Annotated in this window: 17 protein-coding genes and 1 pseudogene; 11 read left to right on the top strand and 7 right to left on the bottom strand. The window is 70.3% G+C overall.

Going from position 1 to position 20,731, the window contains the following annotated elements:
- Positions 1-105: 105 nt before the first annotated feature.
- The 4 genes from GSE44_RS16305 to GSE44_RS16290 all read right to left on the bottom strand — a co-directional run bounded on the left by GSE44_RS16305 (position 106) and on the right by GSE44_RS16290 (position 5,932).
- Positions 106-1,308, bottom strand: a complete 1,203-nt coding sequence (locus GSE44_RS16305) for a DegT/DnrJ/EryC1/StrS family aminotransferase (protein WP_159349890.1) — start codon at positions 1,306-1,308, stop codon at positions 106-108.
- A gap of 268 nt (positions 1,309-1,576) precedes the next feature.
- Complete coding sequence (locus tag GSE44_RS16300) at positions 1,577-3,124, bottom strand: replication protein RepA (protein ID WP_159349889.1); 1,548 nt, start codon at positions 3,122-3,124, stop codon at positions 1,577-1,579.
- Between the two features lie 277 nt (positions 3,125-3,401).
- A complete protein-coding gene (locus GSE44_RS16295) occupies positions 3,402-3,767 on the bottom strand; it encodes an HU family DNA-binding protein (RefSeq protein ID WP_159349888.1) in 366 nt (121 codons plus the stop codon).
- A 125-nt stretch (positions 3,768-3,892) separates the two neighbouring features.
- Positions 3,893-5,932, bottom strand: coding sequence for an NAD(+) synthase (locus GSE44_RS16290; RefSeq protein WP_235924884.1), 2,040 nt, complete (start codon positions 5,930-5,932; stop codon positions 3,893-3,895).
- Between the two features lie 170 nt (positions 5,933-6,102).
- On the opposite strand from GSE44_RS16290, the gene GSE44_RS16285 reads away from it, so the two are divergent.
- From GSE44_RS16285 to GSE44_RS16270, 4 genes are all read left to right on the top strand, one after another.
- The gene (locus tag GSE44_RS16285; protein WP_159349886.1) at positions 6,103-7,626 is read left to right on the top strand and encodes an MDR family MFS transporter; all 1,524 of its coding nucleotides are present in this window, start codon (positions 6,103-6,105) and stop codon (positions 7,624-7,626) included.
- A gap of 52 nt (positions 7,627-7,678) precedes the next feature.
- Positions 7,679-7,882: a hypothetical protein gene (locus GSE44_RS16280; RefSeq protein ID WP_159349885.1), complete on the top strand. Its 204-nt coding sequence runs from the start codon at positions 7,679-7,681 to the stop codon at positions 7,880-7,882.
- A 160-nt stretch (positions 7,883-8,042) separates the two neighbouring features.
- Complete coding sequence (gene proB, locus GSE44_RS16275; RefSeq protein ID WP_159349884.1) at positions 8,043-9,161, top strand: glutamate 5-kinase; 1,119 nt, start codon at positions 8,043-8,045, stop codon at positions 9,159-9,161.
- A gap of 44 nt (positions 9,162-9,205) precedes the next feature.
- The gene (locus tag GSE44_RS16270) at positions 9,206-9,643 is read left to right on the top strand and encodes a MarR family winged helix-turn-helix transcriptional regulator (protein WP_159349883.1); all 438 of its coding nucleotides are present in this window, start codon (positions 9,206-9,208) and stop codon (positions 9,641-9,643) included.
- Between the two features lie 64 nt (positions 9,644-9,707).
- On the opposite strand, the gene GSE44_RS26275 is transcribed toward GSE44_RS16270, so the two are convergent.
- Genes GSE44_RS26275 through GSE44_RS16255 form a run of 3 tightly spaced genes read right to left on the bottom strand, consistent with a single transcriptional unit; the run spans position 9,708 to position 13,881 of the window.
- A complete protein-coding gene (locus GSE44_RS26275; protein ID WP_159349882.1) occupies positions 9,708-10,799 on the bottom strand; it encodes an ABC transporter ATP-binding protein in 1,092 nt (363 codons plus the stop codon).
- Complete coding sequence (locus GSE44_RS16260; RefSeq protein ID WP_235924882.1) at positions 10,796-12,538, bottom strand: ABC transporter permease; 1,743 nt, start codon at positions 12,536-12,538, stop codon at positions 10,796-10,798. Before GSE44_RS16260 ends, GSE44_RS26275 begins: the two co-directional genes overlap by 4 nt.
- Before the next feature lie 2 nt (positions 12,539-12,540).
- Positions 12,541-13,881 (bottom strand): ABC transporter substrate-binding protein, encoded by a 1,341-nt coding sequence (locus tag GSE44_RS16255; protein ID WP_201306105.1) that lies wholly within the window; start codon positions 13,879-13,881, stop codon positions 12,541-12,543.
- Positions 13,882-14,025: 144 nt separating this feature from the next.
- Between GSE44_RS16255 and GSE44_RS16250 the strand changes: the two genes are divergently transcribed.
- The 7 genes and pseudogenes from GSE44_RS16250 (at position 14,026) to GSE44_RS16220 (ending at position 20,731) form a co-directional block, all read left to right on the top strand.
- A complete protein-coding gene (locus GSE44_RS16250) occupies positions 14,026-15,312 on the top strand; it encodes a glutamate-5-semialdehyde dehydrogenase (protein ID WP_159349881.1) in 1,287 nt (428 codons plus the stop codon).
- Between the two features lie 47 nt (positions 15,313-15,359).
- The gene (locus tag GSE44_RS16245) at positions 15,360-16,232 is read left to right on the top strand and encodes a 2-keto-4-pentenoate hydratase (RefSeq protein ID WP_159349880.1); all 873 of its coding nucleotides are present in this window, start codon (positions 15,360-15,362) and stop codon (positions 16,230-16,232) included.
- Between the two features lie 138 nt (positions 16,233-16,370).
- Positions 16,371-17,003, top strand: coding sequence for a nicotinate-nucleotide adenylyltransferase (locus GSE44_RS16240; protein ID WP_235924881.1), 633 nt, complete (start codon positions 16,371-16,373; stop codon positions 17,001-17,003).
- 891 nt (positions 17,004-17,894) lie between these two features.
- Positions 17,895-18,329, top strand: a pseudogene (rsfS, locus tag GSE44_RS25740) (ribosome silencing factor); the annotation flags it as partial.
- A gap of 376 nt (positions 18,330-18,705) precedes the next feature.
- Positions 18,706-19,173, top strand: coding sequence for a 23S rRNA (pseudouridine(1915)-N(3))-methyltransferase RlmH (locus tag GSE44_RS16230; protein ID WP_159349879.1), 468 nt, complete (start codon positions 18,706-18,708; stop codon positions 19,171-19,173).
- A 53-nt stretch (positions 19,174-19,226) separates the two neighbouring features.
- Positions 19,227-19,901: an NnrU family protein gene (locus GSE44_RS16225; protein WP_159349878.1), complete on the top strand. Its 675-nt coding sequence runs from the start codon at positions 19,227-19,229 to the stop codon at positions 19,899-19,901.
- A gap of 68 nt (positions 19,902-19,969) precedes the next feature.
- A complete protein-coding gene (locus GSE44_RS16220; protein ID WP_235924880.1) occupies positions 19,970-20,731 on the top strand; it encodes a class I SAM-dependent methyltransferase in 762 nt (253 codons plus the stop codon).

Genomic DNA, 20,731 nt, shown 5'->3' with positions numbered 1-20,731 from the left:
TCATGATGACGAAGTTTGCTCACCCGGCAACCGGATCCACAACAAGGCCGGCGCAGGCCTGCTAGTGCGGACCTGCGTTGTGCGACCACCCAGCCCTTCAGCCTGTCAGGCCAGGGCGCGCGCTGTGCCGGATGGAAGGTGGGGCGGCAAAGCTAAGGTCCCCTGCCCCGCCGCACGCCGCGCCACACTGCAGATGTAGTCGACCTGGGTCGCCGTCATGTCCCGCCAGAAGGGCAGACCGATGGCGCGTGATGCGATGGATTCCGTCACCGGCAGTGGATCGCGCGGACAATCAGCGTAGGCAGGCTGCCGATGGCACCCATCACCCCACCAGCGCAGCGTGCCGATCCCCTCGCGCGCGAGTTCGGCCATGGCATCCGGCCTGTCCTGCGGCAGGGTGACGGAAAGAGTGGCGCTGATCCAGTCCTCGGCAAAGCCGGGACTCGGCGCGAGGAGACGGTCGCCGGAAAGTGCCTCCGCGTAATGGCGCGTGAGCGCTTGCCAAGTTGCGCGGGTTTCTGGCCAGGCATCCAGCGTGGCGAGCCCGACCGCCGCAGCGTATTCTGACATCTTGGCATTGGTGCCGGCCAGAACCGCCTCACGCGAGCCGAGGAAGCCAAAGTTGGAGAGTCGCCGCAGCCGCTCCAGCCATGCCGGGTTGCGGCTGAGCACCGCGCCGCCCTCCCCGATCCCGAAGGCCTTGGTAGCATGCAGGCTGACGATCACAGGCGCATTGCCCAACGCCATGGGACCGCCGGAACGCAGCGCATCGAAGGCGGCCGCGGCGCCGATGATCACCGGAATGCCGGTTTGCGCCGAGAGAGCATCCCAGCGCGCTGTGTCGATCGGGCAACCGAAAGGCGCGACGACGAGGATGGCGCCCATCTCGCGCAGATCGGACCGCGCCTCCAAGGCATCGGGGTTCAGCGCCCAAGTGGCGGGATCGATATCGGCGAAATGCGGCACGAGCCCAGCCTCCCGCACCGCGCCCGCACCGGCGACAAAGGTCCAGGATGGCATGAGGCACTTCCGCCCAGGCGTCACGCCGCTGGCCCGCAAGGCGAGTGCGAGTGCGAGGGTGGCATTGGCGGTGAGCGCGACACCGTCCGGCTCAAGCCCCCAATGCGTTGCCAGGCGAGATTGCAGGCGCAGCCAAAGCAGGCCGTGATTTGCATACCAGTGGTTTGCGTCAATCTCCTGCAGATAAGGCAGGATCGCGCGCGCGTCCGGCAGGCGCGGCCGCGCCACCGGGATGGTAGGGGCGACGAAGCCACGCGCCAGGATCAGATTCGGCGCGGCGATGCCCATCCTGCGGGCGGCTTCGGACGGGTCGCGTCGAGAGGCATGCTGGCGCTCCTGATCGTCCTGATCGGGAGCCGTCCACGGGAGCGGACGGCCTGCACGAACGCTACTGCGGAAATCTTTCCAATCGGTTTGCGCCCCGCACCAGCGCCACGGCGACGCCACTAGCAGGCCGCAGCCCGTTCCCCGGCCCGAACGGCGGCAATCCGTTCAGAAGGTCGGGCGCGGCCTAGCCCGCCCAAGAAGGGCGGGAGCGCGGATTCGTCCTATCCGTTCAGCGCCAGGTCGGGCCAGGCGCCTTGCGCACGCGGCTCTGCACCTCCTCGGCCGAGACGATGCTGCCTTCCCAGAACTCATCGATCAGGTCGCGATTGGCCATCACCCAGGCGGAGACGCGATCAAAGTCGCCCTGGGGCAGGCCGCCGCTCACCTGCATGACGATGGGCTCCACCATCAGGATGGTCAGCCGGTCCGTATCCAGCCGCGTGCCCGGGGTGACGCCGACGAGGATGTTCTCGTCGCCATTGCCACGCCGCAGCCAGACCACCTGCGGCAGGCCGGTCAGGTGCGAGCGAATGCGGATCATGTCGTCCACGATCTGGTCCACCGGACCTTGGCCGGTCTCGCCAGGCTCGTCCCGGCGATGGCGACGGTCCTCGCGAGGCCGCTCATCCCGATAGCGCTCGTCCCGCTGCCGGGGCTCAGGCCCGCGCGGCCCGGCCTGCTGCGGCGCAGGACGCGACGCTGGGCGCGGCGGCTCCACCGGTTCCGGGGCGTCCCGGCGCGGCGCCTCCACCACGGGAAGTGCAGGCTGCACCGGGGCGGGCTGCGGCGCGGCCGTTACAGCCACGGGGGCAGGCGCAGGCTCTGCCAGCGGCGCAGCAGGCTCGGCCTGAGCATGGCGTACGCTCACCCCGTCATCATCAACCGCCAGCTCGATGGAGAGGTCGGCCTCGAAGACAAGACGCAGTGCGGATTCGAAGGCCTCGCGGAAGGTGACGGCATCGACACCGGGCGTGCCGAAACGCTCCGCCAACTCGGGCCAGGGGGCGGTGACGGTGGCCTTGTCGCCGGCGCGAGCCAGGACCTCCCGGGTCCAGGCATGGGCGTCCATCGCCTCGGCGGACGCGGACAGAGCCCGGAGGATGCTACGGTCGAGCGGCACCGCATGCTCGGCTAGGCTCGCAAGGAAGCGCGCATTCAGCTTCACCGAGCCGGGCCAGCCACCCCCACGCGGGCGGCTACGGGCATCGAGCACGCTCAACTCCGGACCGTCATCGACCGAAACAACAATGCGCGCGGCCAACAGCCGCTCCACCTGCTCGGCAAGCGGCGCCACGGCCCCCTCGCCCAGGCCAATTTTCGCGACCAGGGCGGCAGCGTCGGCGCCCATCGGCACGGTCGGGCTGCCGGCACGCAGCGCGGAGTCGCAAAGATAAGCCAGCAGCAGCCGCAGGCCGGGACCGTCCGGCAGGGCCTCGCCGGCCGTGCCGGGCGCGATGCGCAGCGCGGCATCCACGCCGTCGCGCCGCCAGGCTGACGTGCTCGGTGCGACCGGCAGGCCAAGGCGGCAGAATGCTGTGTGGTACCACAGCACGGACTCGGGTGCGGACGCCCGATCGGGCTCCGCCGTGACGGCTGGATCGGTGCTGGACGTCATGGACAGTTGGGATTCGAACTCGATCGGGATGGCGATGATGGCCGCGAGGCAGGCACCGGAAGCGGGGTGCTGGTAGCGGGGCGACCGGAATACCAGCCAGATAGATGTCGCGCTCGCCCGCGGCAAGCCCAGAGCAGCACCGGACATGGCTTTGCGTGCCATCGCAGCCTGCAAAAACTCAGGCTTGGCTCGTGCGGAACGGTTCTTGAAGAGCATCTTCCGGGCTCAGTTGCCCGGGGCAGCCAAGTCGGCCGCTGAACGATCCGTGAAGCGAATCTGTGAGATGGCCGCCGAGACAGCACGGAACGTGGCTGTCGGATCATGGTCCTCGGCCGTGGAACCAAAGCTCCTCGCCGGGTTGGCCCGGCGAGGAAGGCTGGCCCACCCCCAGATAGGGCGGACCGGGCGACGGCGCCCCGCGAAGCGCCGTCAGGGACCGTCAGACGGCCTCCTTCAGCTCCTTAGCGGGGCGGAAGGCGATCTTCTTGCTCGCCGCGATCTGGATCTGCTCGCCGGTGGCCGGGTTCCGGCCCATGCGGGCGGGGCGGGACTTCACTTCAAGGATGCCCAGACCGCTGATGCGAATCTTGGCGCCAGCCTTGAGGTGCTCCGTGAGAGAGGTGACGAACTCACCCACCAGGGCCTCGGCCTGACGCTTCGGCATCTCCTGGCTTTCCGCCAGGCTCGCCGCGAGTTGCTTGAGGCTCACCACCGCCGGGGCCGCGGCCTTCGCCGCGCCCTTCGCGGGGGCCTTTGCCGCCGGAGCCTTCGCCGCGGGCTTCGTGGGTGCCGCTGCCTTTGCCATGTGATCCGCCTGTCTGTTGCGCTTGGTCGCCGAAATCACCACGAAGCGCGGCCGTCAACAATAGGGATGGCGCTTTTGCCCAATGAAAACGGGCCCAATCGGCATCTGCGCCACAGTCGACCGACTCACGACTCGGGAACGTTACGCCGCAACTCGGTCAGCCAGGCAGTGGCGGTGCTGTCCGAAGGCGCGCGCCAGTCCCCGCGCGGCGAGAGGGAGCCCCCCGCCGACACCTTCGGCCCATTGGGCAGCGCCGAACGCTTGAATTGCGAAAAGCCGAAGAAGCGGGAGAGGAATACCTCCATCCAGCGGCGGATGGTCGGAAGATCATAGGCGGCACGCCGCGAATCGGGGAAATGCGGCGGCCAGTCCCCGCGCAACGCATCCGCCCAGGCCCGATGCGCCAGGAAGGCGATCTTCGAGGGGCGATAGCCATGGCGCAGCACATAGAAAAGGTTGAAATCTTGCAACCCATAGGGGCCGATCTTCGCCTCGGTGCTCTGGATGGCGCCGGAGGCATCCGCCGGCACCAGCTCGGGCGAGATTTCGGTGTTCAGGATGTCCACCAACACCGCTGAAACCTCCGCGTCGAACAGCCCTTCCTCGGCCACCCAGCGGATGAGGTGCTGGATCAGCGTCTTCGGCACGCCGCCATTCACGTTGTAGTGCGACATCTGGTCGCCGACGCCATAGGTGCACCAGCCGAGGGCCAGCTCCGACAGGTCGCCGGTGCCGAGCACGATGCCACCCTCGTTATTGGCCGCGCGGAACAGGTAGTCGGTCCGCAACCCCGCCTGCACATTCTCGAAGGTCACGTCATAGACCGGCTCGCCTTCCGCAAAGCGGTGGCCGAGATCGGCAAGCATTTGCCGCGCCGCAGGTCGGATATCGAGTTCCCGCGCCGTGATGCCCAGCGCCGCCATCAGCCTGTATGCGCTGGATTTGGTGCCTGCGCTCGTGCCGAAGCCGGGCATGGTGTAGCCGATGATGTCGGTGCGGGGCCGCCCCATCCGGTCCATGGCGCGCGCCGCCACGATCAGCGCCTGGGTCGAATCCAGCCCGCCCGACACGCCGATCACGATCTTCGGATCGCCGATCGCCTGCAGCCGCTGCATCAGCCCCGAGACCTGGATGGCATAGGCCTCGTAGCAATCCTGGTGCAGTCGCGCCGGATCCGCGGGCACGAAGGGGAAGCGCTCCACGCGCCGCTCGAAGCCGATATCGTCCATCGGCGGATCGAGTCGGAAGGAGATGCGGCGGAAGGGCCGTCCATGCAGGTGGCGGTTGTCGTCAAACGTGCCCTGGCGTGCGCGTTCCTGTCGCAGCAGGTCGAGATCCGTGTCGGCGAAGACGATCTGCTGCCCGTGTGGGAAACGCTCGCTCTCCGCGAGGGTCGCGCCATTCTCGAAGATTGAGACTTGGCCGTCCCAGGCGAGGTCCGTCGTAGATTCGCCCGCCCCCGCCGCGGCATAGACATAAGTAGCAAGGCAGCGCGCCGACTGCGACGCGCAGAGCAGCCGCCGCGTCTCCGCCTTTCCGATGGTGATGTTGCTGGCGGACAGATTCGCCAGCACCACCGCCCCCGCCAGCGCGCCATCATTGCTGGGCGGGCTGGGAACCCAGAGGTCTTCGCAGATCTCCGCATGGATCGTCAGCCCGCGCAGATCCTCCGAATCAAAGATGAGGTCGGGGCCGAAGGGCGCCTCCAGCACGCCGATGCGAATCGTCCCACCTTCCGTGCCAGTGCCGGAGGCGAAGTGGCGGCGTTCGTAGAACTCGCGGTAGTTCGGCAGATGGATCTTCGGCACCACACCGAGCAGCCGGCCGCGATGGATGGCAACCGCCGTGTTGTAGATCCGCCCGCCATGGCGCAGCGGTGCACCGATCAGCAGCACAGGCAGCAGGCCGGCGGAATCCGCGACGATGCGGGCGATCGCCGCCTCCACCGCATCCAGCAGCACATCCTGCAGCAAGAGGTCATCGATCGCATAGCCGGAGAGACCGAGCTCCGGAAAGACGGCCAGCGCCGCGCCGCGCACGTGGCAATCTCGGGCGGCGGCCATGATCGCCGAGGCATTCGCGTCCGGATCGGCCAGCGTGCAGCGGGTGGTGCAGGCGGCCAGCCTTGCGAAGCCGTGGCGGTAAAGGGAATGAAAGCTGTTCACGAGGGGATGAACGATCCAGGACGGGCTGCGTTGGGGGCCTTGAGCATCGCCGCCCCACCACCTGGGGCGCAAGCCGTCTCCTTGAAAGCGGCCCCCCCTCCGCAAGCTGTCCATACACCGCATGCCGCGTTACGGGACGGTCGCGCCTCCTGCCGCACGGACCACGCCGCATGACCCAGAGCAGCGCCCCTCAGAGGGCCGAGCTTCCGCCCACCCGCATTGCGCCGCGCCGGACCGCCCTTTCAGGGGCGATGCTCTGCATTCTTCTCGCCTCGCTCGATCAGAACATCGTCAATACGGCGCTGCCGCGCATGGTCTCGGATCTCGGGGGGATGGCGCATCTTTCCTGGGTGGTGACGGCCTTCATGCTCTCCTCCACCGTCACCACGCCCCTCTATGGCAAGCTTTCGGACACCTATGGCCGGAGGCGGCTCTTCCTGGTGGCCATCATCATCTTCCTGGCGGGTTCGCTGCTCTGCGGCACGGCGGGATCCATGACCCAGCTGATCCTGTTCCGGGCGCTGCAGGGGCTGGGCGCCGGCGGGCTGCTGGTGCTGGCCCAGTCCTCCATCGGCGATGTGGTGCCACCACGCGAGCGCCCCCGCTACCAGGGGCTTTTCACCGGCACCTTCGCCTTGGCTAGCGTGGCGGGTCCCCTGCTCGGGGGCATCATCACCTCGGCCCTCTCCTGGCGCTGGGTATTCTACGTAAACCTGCCGCTGGGAGCGGTGGCGCTGCTTCTCATCGGGCTGGGGTTGCGCACTCCGCCCTCCGGCCGAGCGCGTCCACTGGACGTGGCTGGCCTGCTGCTGATGGCGTCCGGCACGGCGGCATTGCTCCTGCTGCTGGCTTGGGGCGGGCAGGAATTTCCCTGGGCTTCAGCGGCGAGCGCCGGGATGGTGGCGCTGGTGCTGGCCCTCTTCCTGGCTTTCATCTGGCGGGAGAGGCGGGCGGCGGATCCGCTGATCCGGCTCGGCCTGTTCCGCAACCCGGTCTTCGCGCGCGGCGTCAGCGTCAGCGGGATGATGACCTTCGCCATGCTGGGCTCCACCGTCTTCCTGCCCCTCTATTTCCAGCTCGTCCTGGGGATGAGTCCGGCCTGGGCGGGGGCGATGATGCTGCCGCAGGTGGCGGGAATGGTGCTCACCTCCGTCCTCGGCGGGCGGGCGGCATCCCGCCTGGGCCGGAACAAGGTCTTCCTGCTCTGGGGGCTGGGGCTGGAGGCGGTGGCGCTGGTCGCACTGGCGGCGCTGGCTTGGTTCGCTGCGCCCCCCTCCGTGTTCCTGGTGGCGCTTGGAACGCTGGGGCTCGGCATGGGCATGGGCATGCCGAATCTGACCACCGCCGTGCAGAATGCAGTGGATTACAAGGAACTGGGGGCGGCAACCGGGGCTATGACCTTCGTGCGCTCGCTTGGCGGCGCCGTGGGGGTGGCTACCTCCGGTGCGCTGCTGGCCGCGCGGCTCGCCGGCCCCGTGGATGTTGAGGCCATGACGCGCGGCGGCGCCGCCGCGCTGGCGGCGCTGACGCCGGAACAGCACGCGCTGCTCTCCGAAGCCTACCGGACAGCCCTGACCGGCTGCTTCACCCTCAGCGGCCTGGTGATGAGCGCAGCCTTCCTGCTGGTGCTCGGCCTGCCCGAACAGAAGCTGCGCGGCACATTGGAGCAACGGGCGGAGGAGCGGCCCGCCTGAGGCCCGATACCTTCCCGACCTCCAGGCGTTGCCTGGAGAGGAGGACCCGGCGATGAGCGATCGGAGCGGCGAGGAATCGGAGGAGGAGCGCGCGCAGCGCCTGGAGCGCCAGCGCGTCGGGCCCGAGGATGAGGTGCGGAAGTCGCCGGAGGAGGCGGAATCCCGCATGGAGGAGGACCAGGAGCCTCCCCCGGGGCCGGGCCGGGCGCCCGGCCCAGGTCCGGCGGTAACGGAGCGCCCCGCCGGGCGCCATTAGCCTCGGCTGTCAATCGGGGGGCCTCGGCTTCTCCATCCTAGCCGGCGAGATCCACGCCCGGCGGCCCGCCGGCGCTAAACCTGATGCGCTTCGGCTGCTGCATGGCCGCGAAGCGCCCTTGCCCGTCGCCGCCCCGCGCGGCGCGTGGTAACGGCGGGCCATGGCCATCCCCTCCCTCGCCGCCGCGCGGCGCATCGTCGTGAAGATCGGCTCCGCCCTGGTCGTGGACCCGGAGACGGCGGCGCCGCGCGCGGAATGGCTGGCCTCGGTCGCGGCGGATGCGGCGCGGCTGCGGGCGGGTGGCGCGGAGGTGGTGATCGTCTCCTCCGGGGCCGTGGCCCTGGCCCGGCACGCGCTGGGACTGACCCGGCGGGCCCTGCGGCTGGAGGAGAAGCAGGCCGCCGCCGCTGTCGGGCAGATCCGGCTGGCCGGCGCCTGGCAGGCCGCGCTGGCCGGGCATGGCATGACCGCGGCGCAGGTCCTGCTCACCCTGGAGGACAGCGAGGACCGCCGCCGCTACCTCAATGCCCGGGAGACGCTGAAAACCCTTCTGCATCTCGGCTGCGTGCCGGTGATCAACGAGAACGACACCGTCGCCACCGCCGAAATCCGTTTTGGCGACAACGACCGCCTGGCTGCCCGCGTCGCGGAGATGATCGAGGCCGATGCGCTGGTGCTGCTGTCGGATATCGATGGCCTCTACACCGCCGATCCCCGCCGCGACCCGGAGGCCCGCCACCTGCCGGTGGTGGAACGGCTGACCGAGGAGGTGATGGCCATGGGGGGCGATCCACCGCCCGGCTATTCCTCCGGCGGCATGCGCACGAAGCTGATTGCGGCCCGGATTGCGACCGGCGCCGGCTGCGCCATGGCCATTGCCCTGGGCAAGGAGCAGAACCCGCTGGCCGCCATGCTCGATGGTGCCCGCTCCACTTGGTTCCTGCCGGCGCCTGAGGGACGCTCCGCTCGCAAGAGCTGGATCGCCGGATCGCTGGCGCCGCTCGGGCGGCTGGTGGTGGACGACGGCGCGGCGAAGGCCCTCGCCGAGGGGCGCTCCCTTCTGCCCGCCGGCGTGCGCGAGGTGGAGGGCAGCTTCGACCGTGGCGATCCGGTCAGCGTGCGCGACGCTACGGGGCGGGAGCTCGCGCGCGGCTTGTGTTCCTATGATTCCGAAAGCGCGCGCCGCATCGCCGGACGGCGCAGCGCGGAGATAGAGGCCATCCTCGGCTGGCGCGGCCGGGACGTGATCATCCACCGGGACGACATGGTCCTGGTGTGAGGGCCATCCTTGACCCAGTCGGTTGATATCAACAATATTGGTCCGTGAACGAGGTCTCCTTCCAGACGACGCTGCATGTGCGCGACACCTGCCTCTGCCTGCATGTGCAGCGGGCGGCGCGGGCCCTGGCGCGCCGCTTCGATGAGGCGCTGCGGCCGCTGAACCTCACCAACGGCCAGTTCTCCCTCCTTATGTCGCTGAACCGGCCGGAGCCGGCGCGAATGGCGCCGGTGGCGCAGCTTCTGGCTATGGACCGCACCACCCTGATCGCAGCGCTGAAGCCGCTTGAGCGGCGCGGGCTGGTCTCGATCGGGGTTGATCCGAATGACCGCCGAGGACGGCTGCTGACGCTCACTGAGGCAGGACGTGCCTTGCTCGCCGAGGCGATGCCGGTCTGGACGCGCACCCACGCGGATGTGGACGCGCTATTGGGCGTGGATGGGCCCGACCGGCTGCGCTCCGACCTGCGGGCGGTGTCGTAAGCCCGCAGGGGCTTGCGCATAAGCCGTCCTAGTGAAGGCGGTGGGAGCCTGAAGCCCGCGCCGTTCAGGTCGCCAACAGCTTCACCCGTGCCGCATCCAGCGCGACCGCCGCGCGGCTGCCCACGGGAAGATGTCCCTCCCCGCCCATATGCGGGGCATCCACCAGAACCTCCGCGCCCGCCACCCGCACGCCGTAGCGGATGCTGGGGCCGAGGAACTCGCGATGGACAATCTCGCCTTCCAGGAGGCGGCGCCCAGGCGCTTCCGTGCCGGCGGGCAGCAGTGCCACATCCTGCGGCCGGAACATCAACCGCGCGCCGGCGGGCGCCTCAAGGCCGGGCGGCAGCGGGATGCGCGTGCCGCCGTCGATCTCAAAGGCTTGCGCCGCCCCGTCCTGCAGCACGGTCCCTGGCATGATGTTGGCCGTGCCGAGGAAGCCCGCAACGAAGAGGTTCGCCGGATGGTCGTACAACTCCATTGGCGTGCCCACCTGTTGCACCATGCCATCGCTCATCACGGCAATGCGGTCGCAGACCGTGTTCGCCTCTTCCTGGTCATGGGTGACGAAGATGGTGGTCAGGCGCAGGGCCTGCTGCATCTCCCGCAGCTCCCGCCGCACCTGCACGCGCAGCCGGGCGTCGAGATTGGACAGCGGCTCGTCCAGCAGCAGCACCTTCGGGCGCACCGCCACGGTGCGGGCCAGCGCCACGCGCTGCTGCTGGCCGCCCGAAAGCTGCGCGGGGCGGCGGTCTCCCATCCCTTCCAGCCCCACCAGGGCGAGGGCCGCCTCCACGCGGGTGGCGATCTCCGCGCGGGGGACGCGCCGCTCCTCCAACCCGAAGGCGACGTTGCGGCGCACCGTCATATGCGGCCACAGCGCATAGGATTGGAATACCATCCCCACATCGCGCTTCCAGGGCGGTAGATTGGAAATGTCCTGCCCGCCCACCAGCACACGCCCTCGCTGGGCGGTATTGAAGCCTGCAATCAGCCGCAGCAGCGTCGTCTTGCCGCAGCCGGAGGGGCCGAGGAAGGCGAAGAACTCGCCGGGGCGGATTTCGAGGTTCACATCCTTCAGAATGCGGGTGGAACCGTAGGAGAGATCCACACCTTCCACCCGGATACCCGCAGGCTCCCGCGCCAGAATTTCACTCATGCGGATTTGCTCCCACCGCCGCGTTCGGCGACCAGATGCGACAGCCAAGTGGAAAGGCCCACGATCACCACGGCGATGATGCCCAGCGCCGCCCCCGCGCCGCGCCCGGCCGGGGATTGCATGAAGACATAGAGGCCATAGGCCAGCGGCGCGTCGTCGCTGGATTGCACCAGCATCAGCGTCGCCGAAAGCTCCACCGCCGCGGTTGCGAAGGAGGTGACGAATCCCGCCGCCAGCCCGCCCGCCATCAGCGGCAGCACGATCCGCCGCACCACGCGGAGACGGCGTGCACCGAGATTCTCGGCCGCCTCTTCCAGGCTCACGGAGATCTGCTGCAACGCCGCCGTACAGGCCCGCAGCGCATAGGGCAGGCGCCGGATCGCCAGCGCCAGCACGATGATCCCCCAGAAGGCCGCCAGCGACGTGCCATCCGGCAGAGTGACGCCGAAGAAGGTACGCAGGTAGCCGATGCCCAGCACCAATCCCGGCACGGCAAGAGCCGACATGGCGATGTAGTCCAACCATCGTGCTCCCACCATGCGCGAGCGCAGCACGAGATAGGCGATGGTCGTGCCGATGATCACGTCGATCAGCCCGGCCAGCCCGGCATAGATCAGCGTATTGGTGATATATTGCGAGCTTTCCGCGAAGACCCGCGCGTAATGCGCGAGGGTGTAGCCATCCGGCAGCGGCGCGAAGGACCAGATGGTGGCGATGGAGAGGAGGAACAGCCCGAAATGTGGCGCCAGCACCAGCAGGAGGATGAAGATTATCAACGCATAGGTCACGACGGCTTGCCCGCGCGACATGCGGCGCCTGGCTAGCCCGCCCCCGCCCCGTTGTACCGTCGCGTAATCCTTCCCGCGCAGCGCGAGGGAGGAGATCCAGAGCGACAGGACGGAAAACAAGATCAGCACGACGGAGATGACGTAGCCGATCGGATCCTCCAGCCCTACGGAGGTGATCCGCAGATAGGCCTGGGGCGCCAGCATCTCCCGCACATTCAGCAGCAGCGGCGTGGCCAGATCATCGAACACCTTGATGAAGACAAGGCTGGCACCGGCGACATAGCCCGGCATCGCCAGCGGCAGCACGATCCGCCGGAACAGGCGGAAGCCATGCGAGCCGAGGTTCTGCGCCGATTCCTCCATCGCCCGGTCGATGTTCCGCAGGCTGGCGACGAGGTTGAGCAGGATGAAGGGGAAGTAGTGGACAGACTGGACGAAGATCACCCCGTTCAGCCCCTCCATGAATGGGATGTTGATGCCGAGGTATTCGTCCAGCACCAGGTTCAAGCTTCCGCTGCGCCCGAACAGCAGCCCCATCGCGACCGCGCCTGCGAAGGGCGGCATGATCAGCGGCAGCACGCCCAGGGTCTGCACCAGGATGGCGCCGCGGAACTCGAAGCGGGTGGTGAAATAGGCCAGCGGCAAGGCGATCAGGCTCGCCACCACCACCGACATCAGCGAGACATAGAGGGAGTTGAAGAAGCTCCGCATGAACAGGTCGTTGGACAAGAAGTCCCCGACATGGGCCAGGGTGAAGCCGCCCGTCTCGCGGTCCTGGAAGGCGACGGTGACGACGGTGAGCACCGGCACCACCAGGAAGGCGAGCAGAAAGAGCGCGACCAGCCCGAAGGCCACCGCCTCCCCTGGCCGCGCCGACCAGCGGCGCGCGCGCGGCAGGGGCGTTGCGCTGGCGGTGGCCTCTATCGCGGCCGTGGCCGGGGTGGTCGGCAAGCTCAGCCCGCCGCCTTCGCTGCCTCGGCGACCTTGGCGGCGGCCTCCGTGTACTTCTCCCGCGCGAAGCCGGCCCAGCGCTGCTCCAACTCCGCCTGGCGCGGCCCGGGGCCGCCACGGCCGGAGAAGGCACCCGCCACCTCGTCGGAGGCCGCTTCCTCCGCCGTAACCGGCATGGCGGAGATCAGCGCGCGCGCCTCCGCCAGGAGGGCGCGCGCTTGGGCATTGTCGCGCCGGGCAAGCCGCGTCTCGACATCGCCGATCGCCTTGGTGGCGCGCTTCAGCCCTTCGAGGTTTGTGCCGACGGTCTGGTCATAGAGCGCATCGACCACGCGGTAGCGCTTCTCCGAGACGGTGACGTCGAAGACCAGGCTCGGCATGCCGATGGAGCCGGTGAAGGGATTCGGATAGCCGGCCGGGGCCTTGGCATAGATGGCGGGGTTCACCGGCAGACGGCGGATCGTCGGCTCCAGCAAAATCTCCTGCCCGCGCGTGGAGAGCAGGAAGTCGATGAAGGCCCTCGCCCCCGCCACGTTCGGAGCGTTCTTCACAATACCGATATTCGCCGGCACCACCGTGGTCACGGAAGGATAGGCGAACTTCACCGGAAAGCCCGCGCCCTGCGCCGAGAAGGCGAAGAAATCGATCACGATGCCGATGCCGACCTGCCCCGAATTCACCGCATCCGGCACGCCGAAGCTGCGCTCGGTGATCTGGCGGAGATTGCCGGAGAAGCCCTTGATCGTGGCCCAGCCCTTCTCCCATCCCTCGCCCTGCAGGATCGTCTCGATCGTCAGATGGGTGGTGCCGGAACGCGACGGCGCCGTCATGATGACGTGGTCGTGGTAGGCAGGATTTGCCAGATCCGACCACTCCTTCGGCTCGGGCAGGCGGTTCGCGCGCATGTAGCGCTCGTTCCACATGATGCCGTAGCCCGAGGCCGCGAAGCCGGTGACGTAACCCTCGGGATCATTGATCGTATAGGGACCGATCCGCTCCGGGATGCCCTCGGCACGGGGCTTGTACACGTCCAGCAGCCCGGCGCGCTTGAGCACCTCGAAGGCATCCGGGGCGGAGGCCCAGAACAGGTCTACGGCGTTATTGGACCGCGTCTCCTGCACGAAGCGCACGCCGGCCGTGGTGTTGCGGTTCTGGATGTCCAGCGTGATGCCGGGATGCGCCTGCTCGAAGGCGCGCTTGAAGGGCCCGGTGACGTCGTTGGAGAAGGAGGTGACCACCGTCACCTTCCCGGAAACACCCTGCGCGCGGGCGGCCCCGGCAACCGAGGCGGCGGCCATCGCCCCCAGGGCGCGGCGGCCCAGGACCGGTTGGGTGAATCGCATCTTCCCCTCCATTGCTTTCTTGTGACGTTCTTCGGTTCTCGGTCAGCCGCCCGGCTATGACAAGCCTCCTCCGCAGGTCAGATGCGTGCCCCGGGACCGATCGCCGCGCTTCCCCTTCCCGCGCCGCGGCGCTACCGATGCGCCATGAACGCGATCGCCGATCCCGCGACGAATTCCGCCGCCATCGCCCGCGCCGCGCTGGAGGAGGCCGCGAAGGCCGCCCGCGCCGCCGCAACGACCCTGGCCCGCGCACCGCGACCGGCGAAGGATCGCGCTCTCACGGCCGCCGCCGCCGCCCTCCGCGCCCGTGAAGCCGAGATCCTGGCCGCCAACGCCGCCGATCTGGCCGCCGCGCCGGAGCTGACCGACGCCTTCCGCGACCGCCTGACCCTGACTCCCGCCCGCATCGAGGCAATGGCCCGCGGCCTGGAGGAGGTCGCCGCCCTCCCCGATCCCGTTGGCCGCGTGCTGGCTGAATGGACCCGCCCCAATGGCCTCGTGATCCGCCGGGTGGCCCAGGCCATTGGCGTGGTTGGCATGATCTATGAAAGCCGCCCGAATGTCGGCGTGGACGCCGCCGCGCTATGCCTGAAGGCCGGCAGCCCCGTCATCCTGCGCGGCGGGCGGGAAAGCCTGCACAGCGCCGCCGCCCTGCATGGCTGCATCCTGGAGGGCTTGCACGCCGCCGGCCTCCCCGAGGCCTGCGTGCAGATTGCCCCCAACACGGACCGCGCCTTCGTCGGCGCGATGCTGGCAGCCGCCGGAATGATCGACCTGATCATCCCCCGCGGCGGCAAGGGGCTGGTGACGCGGGTGCTGGAGGAGGCGCGGGTGCCTGTGCTCGCCCATGCCGAAGGCCTTTGCCACAGCTACGTCCACGCCGCCGCAGATCCGGAGATGGCGCGGGCCATCCTGGCCAATGCCAAGATGCGCCGCACGGGTGTCTGCGGCGCCACCGAGACACTGCTGATCGACCGCGCGATCGCTCCCTCTCTGCTCCCCCTGCTGGTGCAGGACCTGCGCGCCCTGGGCTGCGACTTCCGCGCCGATGCGGAGGCCCGCGCCATCGTGCAGGAGCTTAAGCCGGCCACGGAGGCGGATTTCTCGACCGAATGGCTGGACGCTATCCTCAACGTCGCGGTGGTTGATGGCGTGGAAAGCGCGCTGGACCATATCCGCCGCCATGGCAGCGAGCACACCGAGGCCATCATCACGCAGGATGAGGCGACGGCGCGCGCCTTCCTCAACGGCCTCGGTTCGGCGGTGGGCATCTGGAACGCCTCCACCCAGTTCTGCGACGGCGGCGAGTTCGGCTTCGGCGCCGAGATCGGCATCGCCACCGGCCGCCTGCATGCGCGCGGGCCTGTCGGCTTGGAGCAGCTTTGCACCTGGCGCTACCATGTGATCGGGACCGGACAGACTCGTCCCTGATCCGGCCCGCCACGGGCAAATCCCGGGCTTCGGGAGGAGATCACCGCTTGCGCCGCATCGCGATCCTGGCCGTTACGGCCCTCGCCATTCCCTTCGCCGCCGCGCAGGCGGCCTGCCCCGAGGATGCGGAGGTCGCCCGTCTGGCGGCCGATATCCTCGCCAACCGCCCGGCCCAGGGCTACGGCCCGTCCCTGACGATGGAGGACGCCGCCTGCGCCCGGGACAAGCTCGTGGCGCTGCTGGCGAAGCAGCATGGCGCGCCGGTGGGCTACAAGGTCGGGCTCACCAACGCCGCCGCGCAGCAGCGCTTCGGCGTGCCCAGCCCGGTGCGCGGCACCATCTACCAAGCCACCATCCGCGCCCGCGGCACGGCCGGGGCGCCGGCCGAGGTCCCCGCCGCCTTTGCCGCGCTGCCGAACGTCGAGAGCGACCTGCTGGTCCGCGTACGGGACGAGGGCATCAACGAGGCGGGCTCCGACCACCTCGCCATCCTGCGCCACCTTGACCAGGTGATTCCCTTCATCGAGATGCCGGACCTGGTGCTGGCCCCGGGCCAGATGAGCGGGCCGAATCTCGTTGCCATCAATGTCGGCGCGCGGCTCGGCGTGCTCGGCGAGCCCATCCCGGTGCAGGCCACGCCGGATTTCGCCGCCCGGCTCGGCAGCATGACGGTCATTCTCGCCACCGAGCAGAAGGAGCTGTCCCGCGCCCCGGGCACGGCGCTGCTCGGCCATCCGCTGAACGTGATCCCCTGGCTGGTGGAGGACCTGAAGCGGGATGGCAAGCGGCTGCGGGCGGGGGACATCGTCTCCCTTGGCGGCTTCTCCCCCGCTCTGCCCACCGAGGCCGGGCGCGTCGTCACCGCCACCTATGAGGGCTTGGCCGACCGGCCCCTGACCGTTTCGGTGCGAACGCCCTGAGCCCCAAGCCACTCCTCTGGACGGGGCACTGACCGCCCCGTGCCGCTCCCCGCCCGCCTCGCCGGCCACAGGCCGCCGACATCCGCCCGCCCGCTGCCTACGCACCGCCAGCCCGGCCCGTGGGGCGATTCGCGGCGCGTGCGGATCGGCCTGCTCGGCGGCTCCTTCAACCCGGCGCATGAGGGACATCGCCATGTGGCCGAGATAGCGCGCCGCGCCCTGCGGCTGGACGAGGTCTGGCTGCTCGTATCCCCCGGCAACCCGTTGAAGCCGCGCGCGGGAATGGCCCGCTTTGCCGAGCGCCTGGAATCGGCCCGCCGCATCGCGGATGGCCGCCGCATTCTGGCGACGGACATCGAGGCCCGGCTTGGCCTGCGGGAGACGGAGCGCACCCTCGCCCGCCTCCGCCGGCGCTTCCCCCGCGCCCGCTTTGTCTGGATCATGGGGGCGGACAATCTGAGCCAGTTGCCGCGCTGGCGCCGCTGGCGCCGCCTGGCCCGGCGCACGCCGATCGCGGTGCTGCCACGGCCCGGATGGACCCGCCGGGCCATGCACGGATCGGCGGCCACCGTGCTCCGGCGGCATCGGCGCCCTTGCGGTGCGCTGCTGTCCGGTGCATCCGGCATCCACGCCCCTTGGTGCATGATTCCGGCACGCGAACACCCGGCTAGCGCGACGGCGATCCGTGCGCGGCTCAGCCAGCGCGCAACCGCTGGCGGCGATTCCCATTCACCCCTCATCCTTCCCGCGGCGCCCGCCGAGGCCCGCTGAACCCCTCGCGCCCCATGGCGCAACGATACAGGAGCCGAAAACATGGCCCGCACCCCGAAGGCACCGCCCCGCCCCGCCGCCCGTGGTGGCGCAACCCGCACCACCGGCGCCAGCAAGACTCCGGCCAGCCGCGCCGCCGCGCCGAAGGCGGCCAAGCCCGCCAAGGCCCCCGCACGCACTGCCAAGCCGGCAGCTCCAAGCCGCGCGAAGGCCGCGCCCGCCGCCTCCCGCGCCAAGGCGCCCGCGCCGCAGCGCCTGACGAAGACCCCGGCACGCGCCACCAAGCCGGCGGCCCCGAGCCGCGCGAAGGCGACGGCCACGCGCACGCCGGCCAAGGCGCCCGCGAAGGCCGCTGCCCCGGCGCGCGGCAAGGCGGCGGCACCCAGCCGCACGACCCGTACCCCCGCCGCGGCCTCGCGGACGAGCAAGGCCGCGACGCCGGCCCGCAGCCGGACCAGCACCGCCGGCACCGGAACGCGCGCCAGCGCCGCACCGGCGTCTCGCACGAAGACCACGGCGGCGCGGACGACGAGGGCCGCGCCGGCCAAGCGCGCCGCTGCCCCGACCACGCGTTCCTCCACCGGGGCTTCCGGCAGCCGCACGGCCAAGCCCGCGGCTCGCAGCAGCGCCACCGCCTCGCGCAGCACGGCCACGGCCGCCCCGCGCAGCGCCTCGGCAACCTCGCGCAGCACCGCCAAGGCGAAGGCTCCGCGTGCAGCCGCCTCTCGCCCGACCAAGCCGGCCGCCAGCCGCACCGCGAAGGCCACCACCCCGCGCGCGGCAAGCCCGTCGCGCGCCCGCGCCGCCGATCCGGCGCCGCGTGCCCCCCGTGCGGCGCCCGAGCGCGCCCCGCGCCGTGTCGCTGAGACGCCCGACCCCAATGCGGCCCGTATTGCGGAGCTGGAGGCCGATTCCTCTCCGACCCAGCGCAAGCGTGACGTCGTCGCCGGGCCGAAGAAGCGCGGCCGCGCCGCCCCCCGACCCGCGCCGAGCCCCGACCGGCTGGAGGAGCTGGTCCGCGCCGCGGTCGCCAGCCTGGAGGACGACAAGGCCGAGGACGTGGTGGTGCTGGACGTCGCCACCCGCTCCGCCTTCGCCGACCGTATGATCGTCGCGACCGGCCTCGCCGAGCGCCAGATCGAGGCGATGGCGCGGCATGTGGAGGAGGCGCTGGCCGAGCACGGCATCCGCCGCATCCGCACCGAGGCCTCGCCTGACTGGGTGCTGCTCGATGCCGGCGACGTGGTGATTCACCTCTTCAAGCCGGAGGCGCGCGGAAACTACGGTCTCGAGCGCATGTGGGGCCCCGAAAGCCCGGCGCCCGAGGATGCCAGCATGCCCGAGCCCCGCACCCACCTCGCCGATCACGAGGAGGACGCCATGCCGGATGAGGACGGAATGGCCGACGATGCGGAAGCCATGGCGCATGAGGATGCCGTGGCCAGCGACGAGGAGGACGCCGAGCCCGCCCCGGAGGAAAGCGAGGCGGTGGAAAGCGACGCGGGAGAGGGAGACGCTGAGGAAGGTGAAGGCGACCCGGAGGAAGGGGATGCCGGCGCCGCGGACCACGCCTCCGAGCCGGATGTGGTGACGCGCGAGATCCTGCCGCGCAACGAGGTGCTGGACGGTCCCGCCGGCGCCGCCTTCGGCCGCAACCCGCGCGACGAGGAGGGGCAGGCCGAATAGGCCGGGCCCTCCCTGAATGGCGCCGCCTCTCCTCCTCGCCGTGGGTCGGGCCCGCGGCGGGCCCGAGGCGGCGCTGTTCGAGCACCATAACACTCGCCTGCGCCCACCCCTCGTGCTGCGGGAACTGGCGGAGGCGCGCGGATCCCCTGCCGAGATCCGGCGCCGCGAAGGCGCCGCCATCCTGGCGGCGATCCCGGAAGGCGCCCTGGCCATCGCCCTCGACCTCGGCGGCGAGATGCCTGACAGCGAAAGGCTGGCGGCACTGACCGGGCGCTGGGCCGAGGCGGCGCGACCGATCGTTTTCGTCATCGGCGGCGCTGAAGGGCTCGACGAAGCCGTCCTGGCCCGCGCCGATCACCGGCTCTCGCTGGGTAAGCTCACTTGGCCGCACATGCTGGTGCGCGGGCTGCTGGCCGAGGCGCTGTTCCGCGCCCAATGCATTCGCGCCAACCACCCCTACCACCGGGCCTGGCGCCCGAGCTGAGGCCAGCCGCGGCCCCGTTGCCTCCTTGCCGGAGGCCGGGGCAGGCTCGCGGCATGATTCCCCTCATCCTTGCGGCGCTTCTCTGGATCGGACTGCATGTCGGCATCGCCGGCACGCGCGCCCGGGCGAGTCTGGTGGCGAAGCTGGGCGAGCGCGGCTTCCGCGGCGCCTTCTCCCTCGCCTCGGCGGTCGCGATCACGCTGCTGGTGCTGGCTTGGCGGAACGCCGCCACTGCGCCGCTCTGGGTGGTGCCACCCGCGCTGGCCTGGGTGCTGGTGGCGGTAATGCTGCTGGCCTTCATCCTCTTCGCCGGCAGCCTGATGGCGCGCAACGCCACCTCGCTCGGCCAGGGCTCAGCCCTCTCGGCCGAGCCGCGCGGCGCGCTCCGCATCACGCGGCACCCCATGCTCTGGGCCTTCGCGCTCTGGGGCGCAGCGCATGTCGTGGGGAACGGGGACAGCGCCTCAATGATCTTCTTCGGCGCGTTCCTGCTGACGGCAGCCTTCGGCATGCCCTCGCTGGATGCCAAGGTGGCGGCGCGCAATCCTTCCGCCTGGGCGGGCTTCGCCGCCCGCACCTCCGTGCTGCCCTTCAGGGCGGTGGCGGCAGGCCGGAACCGTATCGTGTGGCGGGAACTGGCCTGGCCGGCGCTGGTCGGGCTGCTGGCCTGGGCGGCGATGCTGAATCTGCATCCGATGGTCTTCGGGGTTTCGCCGATCCCCCGCTGATGCGGCTCTTGCGCCCTGCGCCCCGCCTTGCGATGCGTGGATCCCGGGCCCACCGGAGGGGCCCCCGCATGACGCAGACCGCAAGCGACGCCCCGTCCGGCAGCGCGCCCCATCCCGTTCTCGCCCATCGCTACACGCACCCCGAGGAGCGGGAAGGCTTCGTCCGCGCCCTCTTCGACCAGACGGCGCCGCATTACGACCGGATCGACCGCATCTTCTCCCTCGGCACCGGTCCGGGCTACCGCCGCCGGGCGCTGCGCGAGGCCGGGCTGCGGCCAGGCATGCGGGTGCTGGACGTGGCAGTCGGCACTGGTCTGGTCGCGCGCCAGGCGGTGGCCATCACCGGCGATCCGTCACTCGTCACCGGCCTCGATCCCAGCGAGGGCATGCTGGCTGAGGCCCGCCGCGCCCTTTCCGGCGTCACCCTCATCCAGGGCAAGGCGGAGCGAATCCCGCTGCCGGATGCCAGCGTCGATTTCCTCTCCATGGGCTATGCGCTGCGCCACGTCGCGGATCTCGGCGCCGCCTTCGCCGAATACCGCCGCGTGCTGAAGCCCGGCGGCACGGTCCTCATCCTGGAGATCGGCCGGCCGGAAAGCCGCCTCGCCCATTGGATCGAGCGCTTCTACATGGGCGTCGTGATCCCCGCCCTGTGCTGGGTCGCGGCCCCCCGCCATCGTTCCGGCGAGCTGATGAAATATTACTGGGAGACGATCGAGGCCTGCGTTCCGGCCGAGACGATCCTCGGCGCCATGCGGAATGCCGGCTTCACCGGCGCCGCCTGCGCGACGGAACTGGAGGTGTTCCGGGCCTATACCGCGAAGGCCTGA

This window comes from Muricoccus harenae (genome assembly GCF_009848505.1).
GTDB classification, from domain to species: Bacteria; Pseudomonadota; Alphaproteobacteria; order Acetobacterales; family Acetobacteraceae; genus Roseomonas; species Roseomonas harenae.
This window is presented reverse-complemented; position numbering and strand designations above follow the sequence as displayed.